The 14,172-nt window shown below is 52.6% G+C and carries 15 protein-coding genes; 6 read left to right on the top strand and 9 right to left on the bottom strand.

Going from position 1 to position 14,172, the window contains the following annotated elements; all coding sequences use genetic code 11:
• Nucleotides 1–343: 343 nt before the first annotated feature.
• The 3 genes from ACT3TR_RS10560 to ACT3TR_RS10570 all read left to right on the top strand — a co-directional run bounded on the left by ACT3TR_RS10560 (nucleotide 344) and on the right by ACT3TR_RS10570 (nucleotide 2,689).
• The gene (locus ACT3TR_RS10560) at nucleotides 344–1,042 is read left to right on the top strand and encodes a hypothetical protein (protein ID WP_444625244.1); all 699 of its coding nucleotides are present in this window, start codon (nucleotides 344–346) and stop codon (nucleotides 1,040–1,042) included.
• Between the two features lie 63 nt (nucleotides 1,043–1,105).
• Nucleotides 1,106–1,651 carry a hypothetical protein gene (locus ACT3TR_RS10565; protein ID WP_444625243.1) on the top strand — a complete coding sequence of 182 codons (546 nt, stop codon included), beginning with the start codon at nucleotides 1,106–1,108 and terminating at the stop codon, nucleotides 1,649–1,651.
• A 72-nt stretch (nucleotides 1,652–1,723) separates the two neighbouring features.
• Complete coding sequence (locus tag ACT3TR_RS10570; protein ID WP_444625242.1) at nucleotides 1,724–2,689, top strand: tetratricopeptide repeat protein; 966 nt, start codon at nucleotides 1,724–1,726, stop codon at nucleotides 2,687–2,689.
• A 165-nt stretch (nucleotides 2,690–2,854) separates the two neighbouring features.
• On the opposite strand, the gene copM is transcribed toward ACT3TR_RS10570, so the two are convergent.
• Nucleotides 2,855–3,196, bottom strand: a complete 342-nt coding sequence (gene copM, locus ACT3TR_RS10575; protein ID WP_444625241.1) for a CopM family metallochaperone — start codon at nucleotides 3,194–3,196, stop codon at nucleotides 2,855–2,857.
• Between the two features lie 215 nt (nucleotides 3,197–3,411).
• On the opposite strand from copM, the gene ACT3TR_RS10580 reads away from it, so the two are divergent.
• Complete coding sequence (locus tag ACT3TR_RS10580; RefSeq protein WP_444625240.1) at nucleotides 3,412–3,906, top strand: nodulation efficiency, NfeD-like protein; 495 nt, start codon at nucleotides 3,412–3,414, stop codon at nucleotides 3,904–3,906.
• A 2-nt stretch (nucleotides 3,907–3,908) separates the two neighbouring features.
• The gene (locus tag ACT3TR_RS10585; protein ID WP_444625239.1) at nucleotides 3,909–4,961 is read left to right on the top strand and encodes an SPFH domain-containing protein; all 1,053 of its coding nucleotides are present in this window, start codon (nucleotides 3,909–3,911) and stop codon (nucleotides 4,959–4,961) included.
• 168 nt (nucleotides 4,962–5,129) lie between these two features.
• Here the strand turns inward: ACT3TR_RS10585 and ACT3TR_RS10590 are convergent, their stop codons facing one another.
• The 6 genes from ACT3TR_RS10590 to ACT3TR_RS10615 form a co-directional block, all read right to left on the bottom strand.
• Nucleotides 5,130–6,632, bottom strand: coding sequence for a sodium:solute symporter family protein (locus ACT3TR_RS10590; protein ID WP_444625238.1), 1,503 nt, complete (start codon nucleotides 6,630–6,632; stop codon nucleotides 5,130–5,132).
• Nucleotides 6,625–6,852, bottom strand: coding sequence for a hypothetical protein (locus ACT3TR_RS10595; RefSeq protein ID WP_441684642.1), 228 nt, complete (start codon nucleotides 6,850–6,852; stop codon nucleotides 6,625–6,627). The genes ACT3TR_RS10590 and ACT3TR_RS10595 overlap by 8 nt, the downstream gene beginning before the upstream one ends.
• A gap of 30 nt (nucleotides 6,853–6,882) precedes the next feature.
• Entirely contained in the window at nucleotides 6,883–8,292 is a 1,410-nt protein-coding gene (locus ACT3TR_RS10600; RefSeq protein WP_444625237.1) for an amidase, read from the bottom strand.
• Nucleotides 8,293–8,331: 39 nt separating this feature from the next.
• Complete coding sequence (locus ACT3TR_RS10605; protein WP_096278729.1) at nucleotides 8,332–8,805, bottom strand: GNAT family N-acetyltransferase; 474 nt, start codon at nucleotides 8,803–8,805, stop codon at nucleotides 8,332–8,334.
• Between the two features lie 111 nt (nucleotides 8,806–8,916).
• Nucleotides 8,917–9,621 carry a 5,6-dimethylbenzimidazole synthase gene (gene bluB, locus ACT3TR_RS10610; protein WP_444625236.1) on the bottom strand — a complete coding sequence of 235 codons (705 nt, stop codon included), beginning with the start codon at nucleotides 9,619–9,621 and terminating at the stop codon, nucleotides 8,917–8,919.
• Between the two features lie 186 nt (nucleotides 9,622–9,807).
• The gene (locus tag ACT3TR_RS10615) at nucleotides 9,808–10,296 is read right to left on the bottom strand and encodes a MarR family winged helix-turn-helix transcriptional regulator (RefSeq protein ID WP_444625235.1); all 489 of its coding nucleotides are present in this window, start codon (nucleotides 10,294–10,296) and stop codon (nucleotides 9,808–9,810) included.
• 84 nt (nucleotides 10,297–10,380) lie between these two features.
• Here ACT3TR_RS10615 and ACT3TR_RS10620 point away from each other — a divergent pair, with 84 nt between their 5' ends.
• Nucleotides 10,381–11,298 carry a DMT family transporter gene (locus ACT3TR_RS10620; RefSeq protein ID WP_444625234.1) on the top strand — a complete coding sequence of 306 codons (918 nt, stop codon included), beginning with the start codon at nucleotides 10,381–10,383 and terminating at the stop codon, nucleotides 11,296–11,298.
• Nucleotides 11,299–11,314: 16 nt separating this feature from the next.
• Here the strand turns inward: ACT3TR_RS10620 and astB are convergent, their stop codons facing one another.
• The gene (astB, locus tag ACT3TR_RS10625) at nucleotides 11,315–12,670 is read right to left on the bottom strand and encodes an N-succinylarginine dihydrolase (protein ID WP_444625233.1); all 1,356 of its coding nucleotides are present in this window, start codon (nucleotides 12,668–12,670) and stop codon (nucleotides 11,315–11,317) included.
• Entirely contained in the window at nucleotides 12,667–14,139 is a 1,473-nt protein-coding gene (astD, locus tag ACT3TR_RS10630) for a succinylglutamate-semialdehyde dehydrogenase (protein WP_444625232.1), read from the bottom strand. The genes astB and astD overlap by 4 nt, the downstream gene beginning before the upstream one ends.
• Nucleotides 14,140–14,172: the final 33 nt, after the last annotated feature.

The following is a 14,172-nucleotide window of genomic DNA, read 5'->3' on the forward strand; positions in this document are numbered from 1 at the left end:
CTCGCGACGCTGTTATTGCCTGCGGCTTGGGCGCTGGATTAAGAGGCACAAGCCGCCAAAGAGGAAGGCATGCAACTGTGAGGTATCCACCAGTGGGAAAAGATGCAACCTCCGCTTGAGATCGCAGCAGAAAACGGTGATGAAGTGGGTATTTGTGTTCTGCTGAAGTATCGCTTCGACGAATTGTAGAGGCGGGTTTATAACCCCCCCAGAATCCACAGCAGCAATATAAGTATTGAAAGCATGCAAGTATACACAAACTGAACCTGAGCAAGGACATGTTGAGATGTCAATTGTTACTTAAAACTCTCTAAACATAGACAGCATCAAGGATGTGAAATAAATGAAAGCTTCGATAAAATTTATCATCATGTTATTTCTTTTTTTACTTTTGTCAGGATGCTCAAAGGAGGAGCGTGAAGCAAACCGTCTTTATAAGTCTTTAATGGAGGATATAACGGAAATAGACGCGCTGGAAAATGACGCTTCTATCAGCGACAAACTTGCTGTTTATAGCCAAGCGAGGTACAAGCTTGAAAGAATTCGTACGCGGTATGCGGCTACGAAGAAAGGGAAAGAGATTCTCGAAAATCCTACTTTTTCGTCTGGTCAATCGGCCGAAGATATACTTTCAGAGGCACTTTCACTAGAGGATAGAGCATCTGAAGAGCTCTCTGAAAACCAAGTAAAACTTATTATAATTAGTGCTATTTCTACACCAGAAATTCGAAATCATCGCTTGGAAAGTCATGGAATTTCTCTGGCTAGACAAGGGAATATTGAAGAAGCAAAGGCAATCCTTCCTGATCTCCTTAACTCTCTCAGCAAAGCAATCGTCCAGCTTGAAATTGCTAAAGCATATTATCATGAAGACGATATCGAAGCCTCCAAAAGCATCTCATTAGAAGCTCATGACAAAATTTCTCAGTATAATTTAAATGAGAATATATGCAGTACAGTAAGCTGTGATAATGAGGAAGCAAGAAAAAGGCTTGTAGAGACTGAATTACGTCGATTTAGAATAGAACTTTATTCATCATAACACCGTAAAGCATCTTGCGCTAACCACTTCTGATTGGCGCTTAACAAGCGAGCTCTTTAAAACATGAAAGTCAAAGCCATTACTTTTTCCATATTAGCGGCGTTTTTGGTATCAATATTTTTATACATGCAACCGAAAGGACCTCCCCCGCCCTCCACCATGGTCAGTTTCATAGAAGCCATTAAGGATCAGGATCATGAGCAAGCGACATTGTACTTGCTTTCATCTCACAATAGGGAGATATATCGTCAGGCTTATTTGGAACAAAACGAATTCGATGAAAACGATCAGCCTTTCCAAATGGATTTTGATGGTGCATGGCCATCTTATTCGGAAACTAGCCGAACTACCACTGACCCAAGAGAGTGGATTGAAGATGAAATAATACAGCTTAACTGGATGGCCAAAAACCTTCGCATTAACTGGAAAAAAATGCATATAAAGGAGTGTAAAGAATCTTACCAATCTAGACAAAAATTGACATGTGAATATTCAAATAAGGTATGGTTTTGGTCATTAGACAGATTTCACAGAATCTATGAAATGAAATTAAGTTATGATTATGAAGAAGACCGGATTATTTCATACTGGATTCACCCACAAGATTAAATTAAATAGCAAGCGCTCTATTAATCGAGTCTGAACAACGTGAAGAAGGGTGAAGGCATGATGGTGTTAACTATGCGACTAACTACGCTAGCTAAGCTGGTAGGATTAACGTTAACTACGCTAACGTTATCTTCCGCCTGGGCATTGGACAAAGAAGCGCAAGCTGCTAAAGATGAAGGTATGAGGCTCTACAATGCCCTTCAGCGCGAAGAGAGCATTCCTTATTTAGAAATAGCGGCAGAAGCGGGCGACATAGACGCAATGTTTTATCTTGGTGAAGCGAGCCACTCGCAGGAGTGGTACTACCGTGCCGCGCAGCAGGGCGAACTCTACTCCATGCTGCTCTTACATGATGCATGTGAAAAGCAACAAATATGCCCAGACGATGGTGATGACTGGGTCGAAGCAGCAATTGCAGATGCCCTGCCTCTAGCAGAAGCAGGCAACACAAATGCAATGTTTGCGCTCTACCCGCTTTATGCCACCCAAGGGTACGATGCTGAGCCTCAGTATTGGCTGGAAAAAGCGGCTGAAGCAGGAAACGTGGAAGCACAATTCAAGCTGGCAGGGCGAGTCCGCGATGGCCGTGCAGGCTATCCAGACGATACTGAGCGCCTGAACGCAGCAGAGCAGTTATATCGTAGGGCAGCGGAATTGGGTTATCCACGTGCCATGAGTAGCTTGGCGCGTTTTCTACATGACCAGGGCCATGATGACGAGGCTTGGCAGTGGATGGTGAGGGCTTCTGAGGCTGGGCATATCAATGCTAGACAATGGCTTGCTTATTGCTATATAGAGCCTGATGAAGAGAAAAACGGCATGTGCCAGACGGAGAGAAATCCCGCTAAAGGCTGGGCCATTCTTCTTGCCGTTAATGAAGAAGCGCCGAACATACATATCGAGAACGCACTAAGCTATTTCGGCGACAGTGATGAGATAACCCCGGAACAGCGCGAAGAAGGTGAACGCATGATGGGAGAGTGGCTCAATCGCGAACCACCTCTCTCCTATTTTCCAATGAAGTTCTTTGGGCCCTAACGGTATTAAAAACGACCAAATCTACTGACCACACTGGTAGGACTGACACTCGCTACGCTGTTATTGCCTTCGGCCTGGGCGCTGGATGAAGTAGCCCAGGCCGCCAAAGACATCTGATAGCAACATGGCTGAATTAACGATCTGCCGCGATGTTTAAAGTGCCTGTTACTGCTGCCCGTTTTCCTCAAGCCACTCTTTTAAGAACGCAATTTCACTCTCTTGAGCGGCAATAATTTCCTCGGCCAGTTGACGAATCTCTTCATCTTCGCCGTACTCCAGCACAATTTCAGCCATGGCGATCGCGCCTTCGTGGTGGGGAATCATGCCTTGTGCGAAATCCACATCTGGGTCGCCAGTAAACGACATAGCCATATCTTCATGCATTTGATCATTGGCGGCTTTATAAGCAGCTATAGCAGGATTGTCCTGATGGGCGTGAGCAGCATCTCTTTGGTCGCCGTGGCCTCCATGGTGACCTAGCTCTTGGGCATAAATAGACGGCGCCATCAGCACCCCGGCTACAACACATAGGCTTGGAACCATTTTGAAGGCAGAGACTGGTCGTGATGTGGACGATGGGGTGTTCGCATAAATCGGCATAGCAATGCTCTTTTGGGCAATAGTGGTAATTAAAGTTTAAAACCTAAAGGCTGCCCACAGGTCAATATGTGCCAAGTGGGTTACCCTGTATAGCATTACCGATAAATAGCATTGGAGAGCACATGGACTGGAACCCGGCTTACAGCTGGCTAGTACTCGCCCTACTATTAAGTTTGGCAGAGCTTACTTCTGGCGCGATGGTGCTGCTTGCACTGGGTATTGCCGCGGCGCTAACGGCGGCCGTTACAGCACTGGGATTAACGCTCCCCTGGCAACTGCTTAGCATGGCTATTTTTACCGGGGTGCTGCTACCGCTATGCGTTATGGTCATTCGTCCGCGCTTTTCACCCCGCGGAGTCGCCTACGGGACAACAGGAACTGGCGTAGAGAAAGGCAATCACTATACGACCCTGCGCCGTGATTTTGATGATGCCACCGGCATTAAAGTAAACGGCGATTTCTACCGGTTACGCGATCTTGATACTGGTGAAATCGAGTTCCCCAACGGCACAACGGTAGTATTTAGGCGCTTTGAAGGTACTACCGCTTTGGTCACGCTATATCAGCCTGCAGACATTGCCCCTCAAGAAGACAACTCACAACGCAAGGAACCCTAACAATGGATTTACCTATTAGCCCAGGTTTATTAATAAGCCTAATTGTTGTTGCGATCGCGGTCGTGATTATTTCTAAAGGCTTAATCATTATCCGCCAATCTGAAGTAATGGTGGTGGAACGGCTTGGGTCGTTCAATCGCGTATTGGAAAGTGGTATTAACATTATTATCCCGTTTATCGAACAACCCCGCGCCATCACTATGCTGCGCTATCGCAAACTCGGTGATGAATACACCGCGATCACCACCGACGAAATCCGGATCGACCGCCGCGAAACGGTAATGGACTTCCCCGGCCAGCCGGTGGTGACGACAGATAACGTGACGGTGCGTATTAATGGCGCGCTCTACTACCAGATTATCGACCCTAAACGGGCCGTCTACGAGGTTGTCAATATGAGCCAGGCGGTTGAGGTACTGGCCAAGACAACGCTGCGTTCAGTCGTCGGCAAGATGGAGCTGGATAAGCTGTTCGAATCCCGCGCGGAAGTGAACAATGAGATTCAAGCGGCAATGGAAGAACCCGCTTCTAAGTGGGGTATAAAAATATCTCGTGTTGAAGTGCAGGATATCGCCATGCCGGAAGAAGTTGAAACCGCCATGCGCCTGCAAATGGCCGCTGAGCGTAAACGCCGTGCTACCGTCACCGAAGCTGAGGGTGAAAAATCAGCGGCGATTGCCATGGCTCAGGGGCAGCGAGAGTCCTCCATCCTCAATGCTCAGGGTGATAAAGAGTCAGCAATTTTGCGCGCCCAGGGCGAGCAGGAGTCGATCAAGCTGGTACTTAGCGCCATTGGCGACAGTGAAGAAAACAAGCGGACCGTAGTAGGCTATCTACTCGGCCAGAGTTACATCAAAGTATTACCCAACATGGCAAAAGACGGCGAGCGAGTATTCGTACCCTATGAATCGTCGGCGCTGCTGGGCTCGATGGGCATGTTCCGGGAAATGGCAGGCTCACCTGAAGACACCGTGTCTAATCATCTCAAAAACCGCAGTGGCAGTAACAACGACTTTCGTAGCGGCATAGTCGGCGGCGCGGCAGGCGTTAATTGATTTTTGCATCACGAGATGATTAAAAAAATCCTTTAGAAATACTGCAAAGCCGGTTCACGAGTGAACCGGCTTTTTGTTGGTAGTATGAAGGGTTATAGCCAAACCGGTGAGACTTTGGCGCCATCATTTGACGGATGCATTCATCATGGTAAATGCCATTGCCCGTGGCTATTTTTTCGCGCCCCCAAGCCTAGTAAAACCACGCGGCGCAGCAATACGAAAAAAGCGCTCAACTATCTCGGCATTGGTCGCTGGGGTGATTAAAGACACAGCCACAAAGACTGGCAGGTTGATCATTAGCCCCCAGAAGCCTGCATGAATGCCCAGCGGATGCGGCCATAGCGTTGTAAACGCAACGGTGACTAAAAATCCCGCCACAATGCCAGCCATCACACCCAGACGAGAAGCCCGCGGCCAGAAAAACATACCAATGAACGCCGGTAATACCTGGGAGGCAAACCCTAGCCCCACTAACAGAATCATCACCAAACTACCCGGCTCAGCAATAGCCAATGGGGCAACCACCAGAAACATGATGGGTAGAATTAATAGCCGTGCGAGCTTGCCAGTCGCCCCTTCAGAGAGTTTTAACACCGGTTGAAGCACATCTTTACTAAGTGACAGCGATACCGAGTGGATAAAAGGCTCGCTTGAAGACATCGATGCCGCCAAGGTGCCCGCCCCCAGTAATCCGACTAGCACGACGGGCAAGTGCTGCATCGCGTATTCAAGGGCAACCGTATCAGCACGCGCCAACTCCGGCAGTGAGTAAATGCCGATAAACCCCACCACTACCATGGGTAATATCACCACGTAATAAGTAGGTAACCAAGTCGCGCTACGGCGGATAGTGCGCGCTGATGAAGCACTCATCCACTGGGTCCATACCGGCGGCATAAACGAAAACATTGAAACGATGATCGATGTCGTCCAGAAGCTAAAGCTCATATCACCGCCCGCCCCCGGCAGCGTTAAAAACTCACCGTGTTCAGTTTGAATGCGCTCAAATACGCCCGCAAAGCTCAGCCCTCCGGTAGCGCTATGGACCGCCCATAAACCAACCGCCCAAGCAACGATCAGCATGAGTACGCCCTGAAACGCATTGGTACGGCCAATCGCCCGCTGTCCGCTGGCGTACAGGTAGACCGCAATACAGGCCAGCACTGACAGCACACCCAGCCAAATGGGGATCACTCCTCCGCTCATTACGAACAAAATGTACGCCGAACCGATCGTTTGCAGTACCGCATAAGCGACAGAGCCAATCGCCATCACTAACGCCGCTAAAGCGCCCAGCGCGGGGCTTTGATAACGGTCAGCAATCGCGCTTGCCTGGGTTACGTGGCCAAACTGCTCACCGAACTGCCACACCTTGGGCCCGAAATACCAGGCTATCAGCGCCAAATAAGCGAGGTAGATCGCTACGTAAAACACCGCCACGCCTTTGGAATAGGCCCATCCTGGCGCGCCCATGAAGGTGTAAGCACTGACACTCCCGGCGGCAATCAGCAGATATAACGTGACCGGCCCCATGCTGCGTCCTGCCACGCCCCACTCTTCTAGGCTGTTCATATCGGCATTGTTGGCACACCCATTGCGAGCACGCAGGCCAATGATCATCGCGATAGCCACATACGTTAAGGTAATCAGCAGAGGCCAAACGCTATTCATGATCGTCTCTCTCTACAATATGATTGCCAACGAGCATGACGGCCACGCAGGCAAAAATAATCAGGTAGCTCCACACCACCATGAGCGGCAACCCCATCACCAGCGTTGCGCGGTTCACCCAGCCAATCACTGGCCATGTGCCCGCTAACACCAGCGCCACAAAAGCGACTAACAGCCACCAGCCCGCCCTGGAGGTAGGCAGCACAATCAAGCGTCTCATCGATATCCCCTTATTCATTATTGAATGACATCAATTCACGGCCGGCAGTGTTGGCCACCGCATGGGTAACGCTAATCGGTCTTCCAACTGTTTCGCTAGCTTTAAAACAAAATGATCAGCAAAACGGGGGCCCATCAGTTGAACGCCAATAGGCATATTGAAGGAAGTCGTTGCCCGGCTAAACCCGGCATTAAGTGAGATCGCCGGCTGCTCGCCCATATTCCATGGCACGGTGTAGAAAATGTGTTCAAACGGCTGGGATGGATCATTCGTAGGCGATGACCACTCTGCTGGAAATGCGATATTGGGCGTCGTGGGTGAAATCACCGCATCTACCTTATCAAACACGGCTTCTGTCGCGCGGCGCATCACCATGGTTTGCTGAAAACCTTGCACCGCGTCGACACCCGTTAAGCGAGCCCCTCCCTCTGCCCAGGCGAGAATCGAGGGCAGCACCTGCTCACGTTCTTTAGCCGAGAGCTTCATCAACTCGCCCCACTGACGACCCTGCCAAAAGTGATTTAGTCCATCCAGCATTTCACGTGTCAGCACTGGCGCGAGGGGAACCAGCGTTGCGCCAGCGGCTTCTAATTGCTTTGCAGCCTGCTCTACGTAGTTGCGAATTTCTTCATCCAGAGGCAGCCCACCGCCCGCCTCCATCATTACACCCACGCGCAGGCCATGAAGGTCTAACGCTAAGTCGGCCCAATGGATCTTTTCTGGGGGCAAGCGCATTGCATCGCGACGGTCTGTGCGAGCGAGCACAGTCATCATTAGCGCGGCGTCCTCTACGCTGCGCGTCATTGGCCCTGCACAGCGGCCCACATAATACGGATCAATGGGCACACGGCCTAGCGTGGGCTTAAACCCCACTACGCCGCACCAGGCTGCAGGCAGGCGTATGGAGCCACCGATATCAGTCCCCACATGCAGCGGGCCAAACCCCGCGGCAGCGGCTGCCCCGGCACCTGAGCTAGAACCGCCGGTATTGCAGGCTAAATCCCATGGGTTGCGGGTTAAACCATGAAATGACGAAAGACCTGATGAGAGCATGCCAAAGTCAGGACATGTCGTTTTTGCCAGCAGCAGAGCATTGTCTTCATTTAAGCGTGTCGCTGCTGGCGCATCCTCGGTAGCTATCGCCTGCTCGCCAAGCCCTGTGCCTCCGGGCACGGGCATGCCTTGCGTTGCAATTAATTCTTTTAAGGTGACTGGCACACCATCCAGATGCCCACTTGGCTGGCCTTTGGCCCAGCGCTGAGTAGAAGCCTTGGCGGCGCGAATGAATGCATCAGGTTGATAAGCATAGAGCGCATTAATGTGCGGCTCCCACGTGGCGATATGTTCAATCAGTGCACCCGCCACGTCGCTTGGGGAGAAGGAACGGGCTCGGTAGCCGTCCAAAAGTTGCGTCGCCGTCAGTTGATGTAATTCAGGCATAGCATCACCTATTGCTGTTGTTATAAAACTGTCGCGATGTCACTGCGCAAGCTGCCGTGACATCAGCGTGACGGTTTCACCTCGATACTCAAGCGTTTCTTCCTCTTGCCAAGCCAAACGCCGATAAAGCGCCTGCTGATCAGGGGTATACAGATAAAAGTGCTCCATACCGCTCTCAAGCACCTCGGCTTCTACGCGTTGCACTAAGGCAGAAGCAATCCCCTTACCCCGCCATTCGGGTACCACAAATACGGAGGCTAGCCACGGAGTCAGTTCACTGCGAATGCTCATATCATCGGCAACCAGACTGGCCGTGCCGACAGGCAACTCCCCATTCATCGCGACGAAAATAGAAGGTACCGCTGCGCTACCGCATTCAGCTTTTGTCAGCTCGATAGCCTCTTCCAACGTAAGCCCTGGGTGCAAATGCCCCCAGGCGCCAAAGGTCCACCTTGCCACGATCGGAATATTGGGGTCGTCGGCGCTGAGACGCTGAAGAGTAATATCGTGCATTAGCTGCCTCTACCTTATTAAGCAAGAACGAATACAATAGCGGCTAATGAGACACCCCGCTATAGGAAGCCAAGGTCAGAGTACAGAGAGAGCCAAGCAGCGATCAAAGCGCTATCGCGGTTCACTCAGCGCTGCGTCAAGTTGGCTATCCGTCGGCGGCTGGCCCCAGCTATCGCTGTGCACTAACTCGTTTAACGGCAGTCGCGAGCGCCACCCTTTCGCTTCAAGCTCCGGCTGATCTAAAAACTCGCTCACATAGCCAAGGCAAAGGTACGCCACTGGATACACATGATCAGGAAGTTTGAGGGCAGCACTCAGCTGCGTTTGATCGAGGATACTCACCCAACCGACGCCAACCCCTTCTGCCCGCGCCGCCAACCAAAGGTTTTGCACGGCTAAGCAGGTGCTAAATAAGTCGGTTTCTAGAATGCTATTGCGTCCCAACACATTAGGGCCGCCCCGACTGCGGTCGCAGGTAATACAGAGATTAAGCGGACTCTCCATAATGCCCTGTAGCTTAAGACCGCGGTAACGCTCATTGCGCTCTCCCTCAAACTGCTCGGCAGCCTTCTGATTCTCCTGCTCAAACATCGCCAGTACCGATTCTCTAACGTCTCGGCTTTCAATCACGATGAAATCCCAAGGCTGCATAAACCCCACCGAAGGCGCATGGTGGGCGGCCTTAAGAAGCCGCGCGAGTATTTCTGGTGGGATAGGATCAGGCAGGAACTGCGAGCGTACATCGCGCCGCTCATGTATAGCGCGGTACAGCCCACGCTGCTCAGCATCGGAAAAATGGTGGTTCGAATGGGTCATGGCGCTGGTCGGGCCTTGTGCTGATCGATTGTGTAGACAGTAAAGAGTCTACACGAGGTCAGCTTAGCCGCCATCGTCGAGGTAAAGCGGCGCCGTCTTTAGGCACTTAAAAGCAATGGAGCGTGATAGAAGTTGTTACTTTAACGCTCACATTAAATAACGATTAGCATACGAATATGTTGGCTATTACTGCTGCTCAAAACCCACTAAGAGCTGCTTCAACAAGTTATCCAGTTGGACGACCTGCTCATCGGTTAAGGCCGCGACTAGCTGTGCCTGCGTCTCTATGTGGGCAATCACGGCCTCATTGATCACTTCAAGCCCTTGCGGGGAAAGCGAGATCAAAAACCCTCGACCGTCGTCGGGGTTTTTGACCCGTTTTATTAATCCAGCTTTTTCCAACACGTTAATACGGTGCGTCATGGTGCCCGATGTCACCATCGTGGACGCCATCAAATCCCCGGGGGATAGCGCGTAGGGCGCGCCCGCACGGCGAAGCGTTGCCATTACATCGAAACTGGCACCATTCAGATCGTATCTCGACCATGTCTTTTCCATGGCACGCATTAAGTAGTGATTCAGCCGCTTAATCCGCCCAAGCGTACCCATTGGCACCACGTCGAGATCGGGGCGCTCTTTCTGCCACTGTTTGAGAATGCTGTCTACATGATCCATGTCTGCATTTTGCGCTTTTTTATCTTGACGTCAAGACTCTTCACAAATATCTTGATATCAAGATATGACGTTGAGAATATGCGAATGACATCACCTACAGATCCCAAGACTCAATCCAAAAAAGCTTGGCTAGCCCCACTGGCATACCTATTGTCCGGCGGTGCCTTGCTGGGCCTATCGACCAATTTAGCCAAGCTGGCGGGTGAAAGGCAGCTATCAGCACTCGCTTTTTTATTTTGGTCGATCATCGGCGCAGCGCTGATATTAATTACAATCTCCGCACTCCGCCGCAACTTGCCACCTATCACGGGACGCACCCTTGAGTATTACTTCGTGGCCGGGTTTGTGGGGGTAGCGGGGTCTAACCTGATCTTTTTCTCCGCCATTCCGCATATCGGCGCAGGATTCGTTGCCTTAACCATTACTCTGCCCCCACTGCTCACCTACATTGGCGCACTGATTTTAAAGCTGGAACGCTTTCAGGTAATGCGGGCGGCGGGCGTGCTGTCAGCCCTTGCAGGCGCCGTCACCTTAGCGGCTCACAAGCTTTCCACGCCGGATGCCGATTATCTCTGGATTCTCCTGGCGCTAGCGGGGCCAGTACTGTTGGCGATCGGCAATCTTTATAGGACACTGCGCTGGCCAGCGGGTGTCTCTGGCGATGCGCTGGCCCCCGGCATGTTAATCGCCGCAGTTGTTATCCTATTCGGTGTCGGTTTGCTGCCCGGCTTCTCGCTTAGCATACCCACCGAGCAAAGCCTTCCGCTTCTACTGATCGCGCTTCAATCCGTAGTGTTCGCAGGCCAGTTCTTTCTACTCTTTTTGCTCCAGAAAAGCGGCGGACCGGTGCTGCTAAGTTTACTAGGTTCGGTGGGCGCCATAGTAGGCGTTCCGGTCGCGATATTTTTGCAAGGCGAAGCTGCCCCCGAAGGCTTGCTATTAGGCATTGTATTGATTGGTACCGGAATTGCCCTGCTTAATATTGGCAAGGTCAAAATCTAAGTAGCGTGGCGGCACCTTAAATTAATTGAAATGGATAAACCGAGCCAATTTGAAGCAGTTGCGTCAGTTCATCCAATGCCGTCAGCGATTCTTCTGCAAGCTGCGGGTCGGCAAGATCATCGGGCGCTAATCGGTCGCGGTAATGACAATTGACCCAAGCGGTAAGATCGCCGTACAGCGCATCGGTCAGCAGCACGCGGCTGGTAAGCGCTGCGCGCTCTGCTTCTGATAACACCACGCGCAGACGCAGGCAGGCAGGTCCGCCGCCGTTGCGCATACTTTGCTTGACGTCTTTCACGATCACGTCACTGATCGGGTTATTGCCCGCCAGCAGATAACCTTGCAGCGTGCGCCAGACCGCTTCTCGCTCCTGGCACTCACTGGGTACAACCAGCGTCATAGTACCGTCTGGATTAGACAGCAGCTGTGAGTTGAACAGATAGGAAGCTACCGCATCTTCCATGCTGACGGCATCGAGAGGTACGCGTATGGGAATCAAGGGCGTCGACATTTTGGCGCGCAGCTCATCTAGCGTGCCCTCTTCGTCCAAAAACGCCATTTCGTGATACAGCAGTACAGGGCCATTGCCAACGGCAATCACGTCATTGTGAAAAACGCCTGCGTCGATGGCGTCCGGGTGCTGCTGAGCAAACACCGTTTGAGCTTCCGTCAGGCCGTGCTGGCGAGCCACCGCTTGGCTAGCTTCTAACGTCTGTCTTGCCGGAAAGCGTGCTGGCTGACGCTCGCCACCAAACGCCTGGCGGCCATAGACAAACAGATGAACGCCCGGCTCGCCATGCTCGCCGCAAAGGCGCGTATGGTTGGCCGCGCCTTCATCGGAAAAATCAGGCGTGGCGGGCAACACCGGGTGATGGGCGAAATACTGCTCATCGTGAAAAATCGCCCGCAGTACGCGGCCCGTCGTTTGTGGTTCGAGGTAACGATGAAAGCTGGACTGCAGATTCGCCGGAGTGAAATGTACTCGGCTGTCCCATGCATCCTGGCTGGGCGTAATAGTGCCTGCGTTAGCCGTCCACATGCTGGAAGCGGAGCAAACGGCGCGCAGCAAATGCGGGGCCTCGGTGGCGGCGCGAGCCAACACTTCACGGTGGCTACCCTTAAAGCCTAAATCACGCAGCGCGCCGATATCAGGCCGCTGCTGAGGTGGCAATACGCCCTGAGCGTAGCCTGCATCCATCAGCGACTTCATTTTCAGCAGGCCCTGCAGCGCGCCCTCTTTGGGGTTCGACACCAAGCCCCCATGGCTCATCGAGGCAACGTTACCTACCGCAAGCCCAGAGTAATTGTGGGTAGGGCCAACCAAACCGTCGAAATTGACTTCTCTGACATTGCTGATGGCAGCGGTGCTCATAGGATGACTCCCGACGGCAGGGTATCGGGCATCTCCAAGGTGTCAGCTTCCATGGACGCGACGGGGTAGGCGCAGTAGTCCGCCGCATAGTAAGCACTGGGGCGATGATTGCCGCTGTCGCCCACGCCTCCAAAAGGTGCATCGCCAGAAGCCCCAGTCGTTTGGCGATTCCAGTTCACAATCCCGGCACGGATATGCAGTAAAAAGTCGTCCCAATCGGCTTTATCACCGCCAATCAGACCGGCAGAGAGCCCGTAACGGGTATTGTTAGCAAGCTCAAGCGCCTCATCCCAATCGTGGTAACGATGGATCTTGAGTAGCGGCCCAAAATGCTCCTCATCAGGAACGTCCAGGCCCGTCACGTCGATAAGCGCAGGGCTCAGCAAGCTGGTGCCCTCCTGAAGCCGCTGCATACGATTGATGACCGTGCCGCCCAGTGCTTCCAGCGCGTCCTGAGCTTTTAGCAGCCCGTCCGCGGCAGCCACGCTAACCAAACCGGCGTAAAATGGCGCAGGATTTTCGTCAAACTGGCCCGCCACGTGCAGCTTGGTAATAGCCTCTGAGAGCGCTTCGATTAAGCGGTCGCCAACGTCACCCAAGGGCACCATCAATCGACGAGCACACGTACAGCGCTGGCCACCGGAAAGATAGGCCGACTGTAGAATAGCCAGCACGGCGGCGCGCTGATCGGGCACATCCTTAACCACCAGGGGATTATTACCGCCTAGCTCCAGCGCGAGAATTTTATCCAACTGCCCGGCGAACTGCTTGTGTAGCATGCCCCCAACGTTGGCACTGCCGGTAAACAGCAGGCCATCAATGCCGGGATGCGCAGCCAGCGCTTGTCCGACTGCCACGCCACCCTGCACCAAGTTTATAACGCCCGCAGGCAGCCCGGCTTCTAGCCAGCACTGCAGCGTGAGATCAGCCGTTAGCGGGGTTTGGTCACTAGGTTTAAAAACAATGCAGTTACCCGCTAGCAGCGCAGGCACCATATGGCCGTTAGGTAAATGACCGGGGAAATTGTACGGGCCAAATACTGCCATGACACCGTGGGGGCGATGGCGTAGAACGGCTTTAGCGCTACCCACTGATTTTTCACGCTCACCGGTGCGTTCGTGGTATGCGCTGATCGACAGGGCAATCTTACCCACCATCGCTCCGGCCTCGGTGCGGGCCTCCCAGAGCGGCTTGCCGGTTTCAGAGGCAATCGCCAGGGCAAGATCTTCACCTCGCGCTTTTATAATCTCGGCAAACCGCTCGACCAGTGCCTGACGCTCAGTAACGGGCGTGCGCGCCCAGCTAGGAAACGCTCCCCGTGCGGCGTTAATCGCGGCGCCAACCTGCTCACTAGATGCCGATGCGCCCTGCCACAGCTGCTTAGCCGAGATGGGATCATGCTTGGCGAACGTGTCTGCTTCACCGGCTACCCAGGCGCCGTTGATCAATTGCTGCTGTTGAGCGTGCATCGTTCTCTCCTAACGTTACCAAACTTATGCCGT

The sequence above is a fragment of the Halomonas sp. AOP12-B1-6 genome (assembly GCF_052379225.1).
GTDB lineage: Bacteria > Pseudomonadota > Gammaproteobacteria > Pseudomonadales > Halomonadaceae > Vreelandella > Vreelandella casei.

Coding starts and splice junctions, on each gene's coding strand:
- copM (WP_444625241.1), bottom strand. CDS start 3,196: ATGGCGCCGTCTATTTATGCCCAAGAGCTAGGTCACCATGGAGGCCAC.
- ACT3TR_RS10615 (WP_444625235.1), bottom strand. CDS start 10,296: ATGGATCATGTAGACAGCATTCTCAAACAGTGGCAGAAAGAGCGCCCC.
- bluB (WP_444625236.1), bottom strand. CDS start 9,621: ATGACCCATTCGAACCACCATTTTTCCGATGCTGAGCAGCGTGGGCTG.
- ACT3TR_RS10570 (WP_444625242.1), top strand. CDS start 1,724: ATGCGACTAACTACGCTAGCTAAGCTGGTAGGATTAACGTTAACTACG.
- ACT3TR_RS10595 (WP_441684642.1), bottom strand. CDS start 6,852: ATGAGACGCTTGATTGTGCTGCCTACCTCCAGGGCGGGCTGGTGGCTG.
- ACT3TR_RS10565 (WP_444625243.1), top strand. CDS start 1,106: ATGAAAGTCAAAGCCATTACTTTTTCCATATTAGCGGCGTTTTTGGTA.
- ACT3TR_RS10605 (WP_096278729.1), bottom strand. CDS start 8,805: ATGCACGATATTACTCTTCAGCGTCTCAGCGCCGACGACCCCAATATT.
- ACT3TR_RS10560 (WP_444625244.1), top strand. CDS start 344: ATGAAAGCTTCGATAAAATTTATCATCATGTTATTTCTTTTTTTACTT.
- ACT3TR_RS10580 (WP_444625240.1), top strand. CDS start 3,412: ATGGACTGGAACCCGGCTTACAGCTGGCTAGTACTCGCCCTACTATTA.
- ACT3TR_RS10590 (WP_444625238.1), bottom strand. CDS start 6,632: ATGAATAGCGTTTGGCCTCTGCTGATTACCTTAACGTATGTGGCTATC.
- astB (WP_444625233.1), bottom strand. CDS start 12,670: ATGAGCACCGCTGCCATCAGCAATGTCAGAGAAGTCAATTTCGACGGT.
- ACT3TR_RS10600 (WP_444625237.1), bottom strand. CDS start 8,292: ATGCCTGAATTACATCAACTGACGGCGACGCAACTTTTGGACGGCTAC.
- astD (WP_444625232.1), bottom strand. CDS start 14,139: ATGCACGCTCAACAGCAGCAATTGATCAACGGCGCCTGGGTAGCCGGT.
- ACT3TR_RS10620 (WP_444625234.1), top strand. CDS start 10,381: ATGACATCACCTACAGATCCCAAGACTCAATCCAAAAAAGCTTGGCTA.
- ACT3TR_RS10585 (WP_444625239.1), top strand. CDS start 3,909: ATGGATTTACCTATTAGCCCAGGTTTATTAATAAGCCTAATTGTTGTT.